We start from the raw sequence: 11548 nt of genomic DNA, 5'->3' as shown, positions 1-11548 counted from the left end.
CCTGACACCCCACCCGGTCCGGGGGCCGCCCCCCGGACCGGGTGGGGTGTCAGGCTCCGACGCCGGGGGCGTAGCCGAACGCGACGGCGGGGGCGGCGGCGGTCTCGACCCAGACGCTCTTGACCTGGGTGTATTCGTGCAGGGCCTCGATCCCGCTGGAGCGGCCGTAGCCGCTGCGCCCGGAGCCGCCGAAGGGCGAGGAGACGTGGATCGTCTTGTAGGCGTTGATCCAGAAGGTCCCGGCCCGCACCGCGGCCGCCACCCGGTGGGCGCGCCCGACGTCGCGGGTCCAGATCGCGCCGGCCAGGCCGAAGTCGGAATCGTTGGCGATGCCCACCGCCTCCTCCTCCGTGTCGAACGGGATCACCGTCACCACCGGCCCGAAGATCTCGGTGCGGGCGCAATCCATGGCGTTGTCGGCCCCCGACAGGATCGTCGGGCGGACGAAGAAGCCGCCCTCCGCCGGGTGGCCGTCGCTGCCGGCCGCCAGGGTGGCGCCCTGGTCGAGGCCGCCGCGGATCATCGCCAGCACGTGGCGGTACTGGGCGGCGTTGCTGATCGGTCCGACCTCGGTCTGCGGGTCGAGGGGATCGCCGACGCGGATGCGGTTCGCCCCCTCCGCCAGCATGGCGACGAAGCGGTCGTGGACCGGACGCTCGACGAGGAGCCGCGAGCCGGCGACGCAGGACTGGCCGGCGCCGGCGAAGATCGCCGCCTGCGCCCCCAGGCACGCCCGCTCCAGGTCGGCATCGGCGAACACGATGTTGGCCGACTTGCCGCCGAGCTCGAGCACGCAGGGCTTGAGGTGGCGCGCCGCGGCCTCGGCGATCCGCGCGCCGGTGGCCGGCGAGCCGACGAAGACCACCTTCGCCACCGCCTTCTCGGCGAGCGCCGCCTGCCCGGTGGTGTGGCCGTAGCCCGACAGCACGTTGACGACGCCCGCCGGCAGCCCGGCCCGCTCGGCCAGTGCCGCCACGGCGAGCGAGGTGAGGGGGGTCAGCTCGGAGGGCTTGAGCACCACCGCGTTGCCGGCGGCGAGCGCCGGGGCGAGCTGCCAGCCGCAGGTGAAGACCGGGGCGTTCCAGGGCGTGATCTGCAGCACCACGCCGAGGGGCTCGCGGCGGGTGTAGTTGAGGTGGCTGGTCGGGACCGGGATCACCTCGCCGTGCAGCTTGTCGGCCCAGCCGGCATAGTACTCGAACATCTCGGCGACCTTGGCCGCCTCGCCGCGGCAGTCGCGGATCGGCTTGCCGGCGTTCAGGGCCTCGAGCCGGGCGAGGGGCTCGATCTCGGCCCGGATCGTGCGGGCGATCTCCTGCATCACCCGGCCGCGGGCGGCGCCGGTGAGCGCGGCCCAGCGGCCCTGCGCCTCGCGCGCCGCCCGGGCGGCCTCGGCGGCGACCGGGGCGCCGGCATCCGGGTATTCGGCGAGCGTCAGGCCGGTGGCGGGATCGACGAGGCGGACGGTCTCGCCGGTGCCCGGCACCATGCGGCCGTTCACCCAGGAGCCGATGCAGGACCCGGTCGACGGGGTCTCGGGGAAGAACGGCCGCATCAGGGCGGCCAGGGTCCGGGGACGGGTCTCGGTCACGACGGGGGCCTCCTGATCAGGCGAGCTGGAGCTTGACGATGGCGTTGAAGTCGGCGTCGTCCGGGATCCCGGTGCTGTCGCGCCACAGCCGGGCGGCCTGCGCCGAGAGCGGCAGGTCGAGGTCGAGGGCGGCGATCAGCGCGCCGGCGAGGCGCACGTCCTTGCGCATCAGCTTCATGGTGAAGCCGGAATCGAAGGCGCCGTTGAGCACCCAGGTCGGGAAGTTGACCTGCGTGACGCCGCTGCGGCCCGAGCCGGCATTGATCCCGGCGAGCAGGCGCGCGGGCTCGACGCCGGCATCCCGCGCCATCCGCACCGCCTCCGCGGCGGTGATCAGGTGGGCGGCGCAGAGCAGGTTGTTGGCGAGCTTGGTGACGTGGCCGGCGCCGACGGCGCCGACATGGACCCGCGTCGCGCTCATCGCCGCCAGCACCGGCTCGGCCCGGGCCACCGCCGCGTCGCTGCCGCCCAGCACCATCGTCAGGGTGGCGGCATGCGCGCCCTTCGGGCCGCCGCTCACCGGCGCGTCGATGAGCGCGAGGCCAGCGGGTTCGAGCGCCGCCGCGATCCGCCGGGTGACGTCCGGGTGCGAGGTCGAGGTGTCGACGATCAGGAGGTCCGGTTTCGCGCCCTGGAGCGGCCCGTCGGCGCCGAGCAGCACCGCCTCCACCACCTCGGGGGTCGGCAGCGACAGCACCACCGCGTCGCAGTCCCGCCACAGGGAGGCGGGGGCGTCCGCGACCGTGATCCCGTCCGCCTCCAGGGCCGCGCGGGCGGCGGGGGCGGGGTCGTAGCCGATGACCTCGAAGCCGCCCCGCCGCAGCGAGAGGGCCATGCCCCGGCCCATGTTGCCGAGCCCGATGACGCCGATCCTGCGCATGTCCGCTGGTCTCCCATCGGCGCCGGGATCGTGGCCGCGGCGCCTCCTGGGAACCGGAGAGTGAGGCAGGCCGGTGTTGAGTGGAATGACACTGGCAAGTATTTTGCGTTGACTTGCCGGCAACGCACTCGGCGAGCGGAATGTCGACGGGCGGGAGGGACGACCGATGCAGAGCCTGGACGAGCGCTGCCTGCGCTATCTCGCGGAGGCGGTCGGCTGCGGCTCCGTGCGCGCGGCGGCCGACAAGCTCAACGTCAACGCCTCGGCGGTGAGCCGTCAGCTCGCCCAGATGGAGGTGCAGCTCGCCACGCCCCTGATCGAGCGCCACCGCCGCGGGGTGCGGGCGACGCCGGCCGGCTCGCTCCTCCTCGACTATTACCGGCGCCAGGCCTCCGACCGGGAGGACATCCTGGCCAAGCTCACGGATCTGAAGGGCCTGCGCCGCGGCCATATCGACGTGGTGCTCGGCGAGGGCTTCGTCGGCGACCTGATGTCGGGCCTGCTCCAGGGTTTCTGGGGCCGTCACCCCGACCTGACCATGACCCTCGACCTCGCGGCGACCAACGACGTGGTACGTCGCGTCGTCGAGGACGAGGCGCATCTCGGTCTCGTCTACAATCCGCCGCCGGAGCCGCGGTTGCGCACCCATCTGGCAATGCCCCAGCCGATCCGGGTCCTGGTGCGGGCGGACCACCCGCTCGCCGCCCATCCGGGCCCGGTTCGCCTCGCCGACCTCGCCGGCCACCGCCTCGGCACGATGCACCCGGCCTACGGCATCCGGCAGATCATCGCGGCGGCGGAGCGGGCCGAGGGCGTGCAGCTCGACCCGGTGCTCATCACCGGCTCGATCGGGGTGCTCAAGCAGTTCGTCGCCTCCGGCATCGGCGTGACGCTGCTGCCGGCCTTCTGCGCCGCCCAGGAGGTCGCCGAGGGCAGCCTGGCGGCGCTGCCGCTGGCCGATCCCGGCCTCGACGGCGTCGAGGCGCAGATCGTCACCCGCCTCGGCCGTCAGCTCCCGCCGGCGGCGGGCACGCTGCTCCAGCACCTCGCCCGTGGCATGGCCGGGGAGGCGAAGGGCGGGGCCCGCAATCCGTCTTCCTCGAGGTGATGCGAGACCGGCTCAGCAAGAAAAAATCGCCGGATAGGCGGAACCTTCTCGCGTGATGTCGATGTGGGAAGTTCGCCGGTCCAAGGCTGCATAGCGAGATCGATATTCACGCGGCATTAGGATCTATGCCGCAGCGTCACGGGATAATGTGCTGTCCAGACTGTGGCCGGACCGGCCCGTTCCGGGACATTGGGGAGCCTCCGCCCATGTCGTCTCGTGCCGCGCCCTCCGGCGCCTCGTCGCTGCGTCTCGTGAACCTGCCGCTTGCCGCCAAGATCGCGGCGGCTCCCGTCCTGCTCCTGTGCCTCAGCCTCGCCGTCGCGGCCGTGTCCTGGCGCAATCTGGAGACCGTCGAGGAGACGGCCGCCTGGTCCGCGCATACCCGGGAGGTGATGCAGAACGTCGACCGGACGGTCCTCGCCATGGTCAACCGCGAGTCGGGCCTGCGCGGCTTCCTCCTGTCGGGCGAAACGTCGTTCCTGGCGCCCTACCGCGCCGGCGAGGCGGATTTCGCGGCGGCCCTCGGGCGGGCCCGGACCCTGGTGGCCGACAACCCGGAGCAGCGCACCCATCTCGATGCCCTCGGCCGTCTCGAGCAGCAATGGACCGCCGAGGTCGCCGCGCGGGCGATCCGCCTGATGCAGGATCCGGCGACGCAAGGGGAGGCGCGGCGGATCGAGGCGTCGGGCGCCGGCAAGGCGGTGATGGACGCGATCCGTGCCAAGGCCGCCGAGCTCGCGGCGGTCGAGCAGGCGCTGCTGGATGCGCGCCGGGAGGAATCCGCGGCGGCCGTGCGGCAATCCCGCCTCGCCAGCCTCGTCGGCTTCGCCGTGATGGTCGGGGCGGCGGCCCTGTCGCTGCTCCTCCTGCATCGCGGCGTCATCCGGCCGATCCGCGGCATGACGTCGGCGATGGGCCGGCTCGCGGACCACGACCTCGCCGTGGAGGTCCCCGGCGCCGGCCGCCGCGACGAGATCGGCGGGATGGCCGATGCGGTCCAGGTGTTCAAGGACGGCCTGATCCGCGCCCGGGCGCTCGAAGAGGAGACGCGGCTCGCCCGCGCCTCCGCCGAGGAGCAGCGCAAGGCCGGCATGCGCCAGATGGCCGATGCCTTCGAAGCCGCGGTGGGCGGCATCGTCGAGGGTGTCTCGACCTCGGCCACCGCGCTGCAGGCAACCGCCCGGACGATGTCGGCCACCGCGACGCAGACCGCCGCGCAATCCACCGCCGTGGCGGCGGCGGCCGAAGAGGCCTCCTCCAACGTCGGTACCGTCGCGGCGGCGGCGGAGGAGCTCGGCGCCTCGGTCCAGGAGATCGGCCGCCAGGTCGACGGCTCGGCCGGCCTCGCCCGCACGGCTGCCGCCGAGGCCGGTGCGACCGCCGGGGTGGTGCGCGACCTCAGCCTCGCGGTGAACCGCATCGGCGACGTGGTCGGGCTGATCTCCTCGATCGCCGCGCAGACCAACCTTCTGGCGCTCAACGCCACCATCGAGGCGGCCCGTGCGGGCGCGGCCGGCCGCGGCTTCGCGGTGGTGGCCGCCGAGGTGAAGGAGCTCGCCGGCCAGACCGCGAGGGCGACCGACGAGATCACCGGGCAGATCGCGGCGATCCAGGCCGCCACCGGCCGGGCGACGACCGCGATGGCGGGCATCGGCGGGCGGATCGACGAGATCAGCGGCGTGGCGGCGGCGATCGCGGCCGCCGTGGAGGAGCAGGGCGCGGCGACGCGCGAGATCGTCCGCAACGTCTCGCAGGCGGCGGTCGGCACCGGCGAGGTAACCGGCACCATCGCCGGGGTGGCGGGCGCGGCGGAGGAGACCGGCGCCGCCGCGAGCCAGGTGCTGAGTTCGGCCTCAGCCCTGTCGCATCAGTCGGAGCGGCTGTCGGCCGAGGTGACGCGGTTCCTCGCCACCGTGCGGGCGGCCTGAGACGTGTGCGGGTCGTCTGAACGGGCCTCACGGGAGCGGAGAGGCCCGTTCCCGGCTTTCGAACGCGTCGCGGAAGTCCGGCAGGGCGAGGGCGTGCAGGAGGTCGCGCAGCAGGCCCGCCCGCTCGGCCCCGAACGCGGCCTCGAAGCGGATCTGGGCGTCGCGCCACAGGGGCGTCGCCTCGGCGAGCTTGGCGGCGCCGGCCTCCGTCAGGGCGATGCGCCGGGCCCGGCGGTCGCGCGGGTCCGCCACCACGTCGACGTAGCCGTCCCGGGCCAGGGGCTTGAGGGTATGGCCGAGCCCCGAGAGGTCCATGACCATCGCCTCGGCCAATTCCCCCATCGTCGGGATGCCGAGGCCGCGGATCGTCGCCAGCAGGCCGTACTGCGTGGTGCGCAGGCCGCAGGGGCTCAACGCCTCGTCGTAGAGTTGCCCGACGCTGCGCGTCGCCCGGCGCAGGGCCGCGTTGCTGCAACGGGTCGGTTGGATCGTCACGCGCCGGCCTCCGCCTTCCGGGGGATGTCCGGATATGCGGCCTGGCGCACCCCGCCGCAATGTCTCCCTCGGGCACCCGCGCCGAAGGTCGCGGGGGCCGGGGGGAGACGGGTGGCGGGCTCGGCCTATATGAACCTGCTGAAGTGTTGGGCCGATCGGTGGCGCGAGGCGGACGCGCTCGGCTGTGCGGCGCCCGGACGGATGGGAGACGGATGACGCAACTCGGACACGCGCCGGATCTCGCCGCGGAGAACGAGCGCCTGCGCACCGCCTTGGCGGCCGCCGAGCGCGCCCGGGACGCGGCAGCGGCGGAGGCGCTGGCGGCCAAGGCGGCTCTCGCCGGGACCGCGTCCGCCGGAACCGAGTTCGTCGACACGGCCCGGACCGCTCCCGCGGGCGCAGCCCGGCCGTCGGGCGAGGGCGGCGGCCTCCTCGGCGATCCGCGCCTGCGGGCGGCCCTCGGCATCCCGACCGTCGGGGTGATCGTGTTCGACATGGCGGGCCGGGTGCTGGAGGCCAACGACACCTTCCTGGCGATGAGCGGCTACGACCGCGAGGATCTCGACCGCGGCCGGCTCTCCGGCGCCACCCTGGTGCCGCCGGAATGGCAGCCGGTGTCGCGCCGCGTCATCGCCGAGCTCCAGGCCCAGGGCCGATCGGATTCGACCGAGCGCGAGTATCTGCGCCGGGACGGCTCGCGGTTCTGGGGCCTGTGCGCGGCGACGCGCCTCGACGACGGCAACGGTTTCGAGTTCATCATCGACATCACCGACCGGCGCCGGACCGAGGAGGCGCTGCGGCGCAGCGAGGCGCGCTACCGCACGCTGTTCGAGGCGATCGATGCCGGGTTCTGCGTCATCGCCCTGCGGTTCGGCGCCGACGGCCGGGCCGACGATTACCGCTTCCTCGAGGTCAACCCCGCCTTCGCCCACCATACCGGCCTCGCGGATGCCGCCGGGCGCTGGATGCGCGACCTCGCCCCCGATCACGAGCAGCACTGGTTCGACCTCTACGGCCGGGTGGCGCGGACGGGCGAATCGGTGCGCTTCATGCAGCCGGCCCGGGCGCTGGGGGAGCGCTGGTACGAGGTCCACGCCTTCCGGGTCGACGCGCCGGAAGACCACCACGTCGCGATCCTGTTCAACGACGTCACCGCCCAGCGGCGGCTGGAGGAGGCCCTGCGCGGCCTCAACGAGACCCTGGAACGCCAGGTCGCCGCCCGCACCGCCGAGCGCGACCGGATCTGGCAGGTCAGCCGCGACATGCTCGGCGTCGCCGACGCCGACGGCGTCTGGCTCAGCGTCAACCCGGCCTGGACCGCGATCCTCGGCTGGCAGCCCGAGGAGGTGGTGGGGCGCAGCTCCGCCTGGCTCGAGCACCCGGACGACCAGGACCGGACCCGCGACGAGATCCGCCGCCTCGCCGACGGCGAGCCGACCCTGTCGTTCGAGAACCGGTTCCGCACCCGGGACGGCGGCTACCGCACCCTGTCCTGGCGGGCGGTCCCGTTCGAGGGCAGCCTGTACTGCGTCGCCCGGGACGTCACCGACCAGCGCGAGCGGGCCCAGCGCCTCGTCCAGGCCGAGGAGGCCCTGCGCCAGTCGCAGAAGATGGAGGCGGTGGGCCAGCTCACCGGCGGCGTCGCCCACGACTTCAACAACCTGCTCACCATCATCCGCTCGTCGGTGGATTTCCTGCGTCGGCCCGATCTGCCGGAGGCGCGGAAACGCCGCTACCTCGACGCGGTGTCCGACACGGTGGACCGGGCCGCCAAGCTCACGGGCCAGCTCCTCGCCTTCGCCCGCCGCCAGGCCCTGGCGCCGGAGGTGTTCGACGTCGTCGCCCGGCTCCAGGGCGTCGCCGACATGCTCGACACGGTCACGGGCGCGCGCATCCGCGTGGTGACGAGGGGCCCCGAGCGGCCCTGCTTCGTGCGCGCCGATCTCAGCCAGTTCGAGACCGCGCTCATCAACATGGCGGTCAATGCCCGCGATGCGATGGAAGGGGAGGGGACGCTCACCCTGGCGGTCGCCTGCGGTGCGGAGAAACCCGAGATCCGCGGCCACGCCGCCGCGGCCGGGCCCTTCGTGGCGATCTCGCTCACCGATACCGGCACCGGCATGACGCCGTCGGTGATCGACAAGATCTTCGAGCCCTTCTTCACCACCAAGGAGGTCGGCAAGGGCACGGGCCTGGGCCTCAGCCAGGTCTTCGGCTTCGCCAAGCAATCGGGCGGCGACGTCGACGTGACGAGCCGGGTCGGGCAGGGCTCGACCTTCATCCTCTACCTTCCGGAGGTGGCCGCCCCGGCCGAGCCCGGCCGCGCGGCGGCGCCGGACGAGGGGCTGGCGCCGGCCCGGGCCGGGCAGCGGGTGCTCCTCGTCGAGGACAATGTCGGCGTCGGCCGCTTCGCCGCGCAGATCCTCGGCGATCTCGGCTACGTCGCCACCTGGGTCACCAACGCCGAGGCCGCCCTCGACGTGCTCGGCCAGGACGCCGCCTACGACGCGGTCTTTTCCGACGTGGTGATGCCCGGCATGGGCGGCATCGAGCTCGCCAAGACCTTGCGCCGGCGCCATCCGGACCTGCCGGTGCTGCTCACCTCCGGCTACAGCCACGTCCTGGCGCAAGAAGGCTCCCACGGCTTCCCGCTGCTGCACAAGCCCTACTCGGCCGAGCAGCTCTCCAGGATGCTGGCGAGCGCGATCGGGCAGCGGCGTCCGGTGCCGGCTCCGAGCGAGTAGGGGATAAGTCTCGCACCCGGAAAAGCTCCGGCGGTAGGCCGCCTGGCCGCTCGCCGACACGCGATATTCACGGTCGACGGCCCGGCTCTCGACTGTCACGCCGCCGATACGGCTGCCTTGCCGCTGGCGGGCATGGGCGGCCGGTGAAGGCGACGATCGGCGGGATCGCCCGGGGGCGGACGAAGGGGCAATCACACGGCATGAATGCCCGGATGCGGCCGGACGCCATTCGGCGTCCGGCCTGTCGGTCACGCCGCCGCGAAAGCCCGCAGCACCGCGTCGGCCGCCTCGCGGGTCGTGGCCGTGCCCTTGAGGTCGCGGGTGCGCGACGCCGGCTCGCGGAGCGCCGTCTCGATCGCCGCCACGATGGCGTGGGCGGCGTCCACCTCGCCGAGATGTTCGAGCATCATCGCGGCGGTCCAGATCTGGCCGACCGGGTTGGCGATGCCCTTGCCGGCGATGTCCGGCGCCGAGCCGTGGACGGGCTCGAACAGCGAAGGGAAGCGTCCCTCCGGGTTGATGTTGGCGGACGGCGCGATGCCGATCGTGCCGGTGCAGGCCGGGCCCAGATCCGACAGGATGTCGCCGAAGAGGTTCGAGCCCACCACCACGTCGAACCGGTCCGGGTTCAGCACGAAATGGGCGGTGAGGATGTCGATGTGGTACTTGTCGCGCCGCACGTCCGGATAGCGCTCGCCCATCGCCTCGACCCGCTGGTCCCAGTACGGCATCGTGATGGCGATGCCGTTCGACTTGGTGGCCGAGGTCAGGTGCTTCTTCGGCCGGCTTTGCGCGAGGTCGAAGGCGAATTTCAGGATCCGGTCGACGCCGTGACGGCTCATCACCGTCTCCTGGATCACGATCTCCCGCTCGGTGCCCGGATACATCGTGCCGCCGACCGACGAATACTCGCCCTCGGTGTTCTCGCGCACGACGTAGAAGTCGATGTCGCCGGGCTCGCGGCCGGCGAGCGGGCAGGGCACGCCCGGCATCAGCCGGACCGGGCGCAGGTTGACGTACTGGTCGAACTCGCGCCGGAACTGGAGCAGCGAGCCCCAGAGCGAGACGTGGTCCGGCACGGTGGCCGGCCAGCCGACGGCGCCGAAGAAGATCGCGTCGGTCGGCGTCAGGAGCTCCTTCCAGTTCGCCGGCAGCATCGTGCCGTGCTCGGCGTAGTAGTCGCAGGAGCCGAACGTGTGGTGCTGCAGGTCGAGGCGAAAGCCGAACTTCTCCGCCGCGGCTTCGAGGAGGCGGACGCCCTCCGGCACCACCTCCTTGCCGATGCCGTCGCCGGGGATGACCGCGATGCGGTAGTGACGATTCGTGTCGGTCATGGGGAAATGCCCTCTCACGCCAGCGCGGCGCGCACGTCGGCGACGTCGAGGACGTCGTTCAGCGTCTGCTCGAAGCGGCCGAGCAGGGTGTCGATGTCCTCGTCCGTGCAGCAGAGCGGCGGCGCGAAGCCGACGATGTCGTCGGCGAAGGCGCGGAAGATCACGCCGTTCTTGTAGCCGAACCGGGCGAGGTGACCGGAGATGCCGAGATCCGGCGACGGCTTGGTGCGCTTCGCCTTGTCGGTGACGAGTTCCACGCCCGCGAGCAGGCCGCGCACCCGCACGTCGCCGACGAGGGGATGGTCGGCGAGGCGCTTGAGGCCCGCGGTGAAGCGCTCCCCGGCGCGGCGCCCGTTCTCCAGGATGCCGCCCTCGGTATAGAGCCGCAGCACCTCGAGGCCGACCGCGGCGCTGACCGGGTGGGCCGAGTAGGTGAAGCCGTGGCCGATCGGCTTGCCGGCCGGGGCGTTGTCGGCGATGGCGCGGTAGATCCGGTCCGACATCAGGACGGCGCCCATCGGGCTGTAGCCCGAGGTCAGGCCCTTGGCGGTGGTCATCAGGTCCGGCACCACGCCGTCATGCTCGCAGCCGAAGAGCGGGCCGGTGCGGCCGAAGCCGGTGATGACCTCGTCGGCGACGAACAGGATGTCGAGCTCGCGCGCCGCGTCGCGCATCGCCTTCAGCCAGCCGTCCGGCGGCACGATCACGCCGCCCGAGCCCTGGACCGGCTCGGCGAAGAACGCCGCGACGTTCTCCGCGCCCAGTTCCTCGACCTTGGCCTTCAGCGCCGCCACCGAGGCGGCGATCACCGCGTCGTCCGTGTCGCCGGCCGGGTTGCGGTAGGGATAGGGCGAGGGGATGTGGTGCTGGAGGGTCGTCGGCGCGTCGAAGTTGTCGTGGAAGGACTGAATCGCGGTCAGTCCGGCGCCGATGGTCGAGGAGCCGTGATAGCCCCGCTCCAGGGCGATCATGTGCTTCTTCGCCGGCCGGCCGGTGACGTTGTAGTAGTAGCGGATGAACCGCACCGCCGAATCGACCGCGTCCGAGCCGCCGAGCGTGAAGTAGACGTGGTTGAGGTCGCCCGGCGCCAGCTCGGCGAGGCGGGCGGCCAGCCGGATCGCCGGCTCGCTCGAGAAGTGGAAGTAGCCGGTGGCATAGGGCAGCCGCCGCATCTGCTCGGCCGCGACTTCCACGATCGACTCGTGGCCGTAGCCGACATTGACGCACCACAGGCCCGAGAAGCCGTCGAGCAGGGTGTGGCCCTCGGCATCGGTGAGGGTGGCGCCTTGCGCCGATTGCAGCACCGTGGCGCCGCGCGCCTCGTGGCCCTTCCACGAGATCACCGGGTGGATGAGGTGGTCGCGGTCGAGCAGATGCGGCGGCTGCCCTATGCCACCGGCTACTTCCACTTCTCGAGCGAGCCGGCGATCCGGCTGGCCGCCCGCCTCGCCGAGCTGGCGCCGGGCGA

General features: G+C 72.9%; 7 protein-coding genes and 1 pseudogene. 3 read left to right on the top strand and 5 right to left on the bottom strand.

Features of this window, described 5'->3' with window-relative positions; all coding sequences use genetic code 11:
• Positions 1–49: 49 nt before the first annotated feature.
• Together QR78_RS28755 and QR78_RS28750 are read right to left on the bottom strand one after the other, a co-directional pair.
• Positions 50–1555, bottom strand: a complete 1506-nt coding sequence (locus QR78_RS28755) for an aldehyde dehydrogenase family protein (RefSeq protein WP_089504305.1) — start codon at positions 1553–1555, stop codon at positions 50–52.
• 52 nt (positions 1556–1607) lie between these two features.
• Positions 1608–2474 (bottom strand): annotated as a pseudogene (locus tag QR78_RS28750) (NAD(P)-dependent oxidoreductase); the annotation flags it as partial.
• 163 nt (positions 2475–2637) lie between these two features.
• On the opposite strand from QR78_RS28750, the gene QR78_RS28745 reads away from it, so the two are divergent.
• Together QR78_RS28745 and QR78_RS28740 are read left to right on the top strand one after the other, a co-directional pair.
• A complete protein-coding gene (locus QR78_RS28745; RefSeq protein WP_048431039.1) occupies positions 2638–3579 on the top strand; it encodes a LysR family transcriptional regulator in 942 nt (313 codons plus the stop codon).
• Positions 3580–3785: 206 nt separating this feature from the next.
• Positions 3786–5507, top strand: coding sequence for a methyl-accepting chemotaxis protein (locus QR78_RS28740; RefSeq protein WP_082172103.1), 1722 nt, complete (start codon positions 3786–3788; stop codon positions 5505–5507).
• Positions 5508–5534: 27 nt separating this feature from the next.
• On the opposite strand, the gene QR78_RS28735 is transcribed toward QR78_RS28740, so the two are convergent.
• Positions 5535–6002, bottom strand: coding sequence for a MarR family winged helix-turn-helix transcriptional regulator (locus QR78_RS28735; RefSeq protein ID WP_048431038.1), 468 nt, complete (start codon positions 6000–6002; stop codon positions 5535–5537).
• A 212-nt stretch (positions 6003–6214) separates the two neighbouring features.
• On the opposite strand from QR78_RS28735, the gene QR78_RS28730 reads away from it, so the two are divergent.
• A complete protein-coding gene (locus QR78_RS28730) occupies positions 6215–8746 on the top strand; it encodes a hybrid sensor histidine kinase/response regulator (protein WP_048431037.1) in 2532 nt (843 codons plus the stop codon).
• 248 nt (positions 8747–8994) lie between these two features.
• Here the strand turns inward: QR78_RS28730 and QR78_RS28725 are convergent, their stop codons facing one another.
• Positions 8995–10080: a tartrate dehydrogenase gene (locus QR78_RS28725; protein ID WP_048431036.1), complete on the bottom strand. Its 1086-nt coding sequence runs from the start codon at positions 10078–10080 to the stop codon at positions 8995–8997.
• A gap of 14 nt (positions 10081–10094) precedes the next feature.
• Positions 10095–11423 (bottom strand): aminotransferase class III-fold pyridoxal phosphate-dependent enzyme, encoded by a 1329-nt coding sequence (locus QR78_RS28720; protein WP_244278503.1) that lies wholly within the window; start codon positions 11421–11423, stop codon positions 10095–10097.
• Positions 11424–11548 lie beyond the last annotated feature (125 nt).

The sequence above is a fragment of the Methylobacterium indicum genome (assembly GCF_001043895.1).
GTDB lineage: Bacteria > Pseudomonadota > Alphaproteobacteria > Rhizobiales > Beijerinckiaceae > Methylobacterium > Methylobacterium indicum.
The sequence above is the reverse complement of the archived record's forward strand: the minus strand, read 5'-3'. Positions and strand labels throughout refer to the sequence as shown.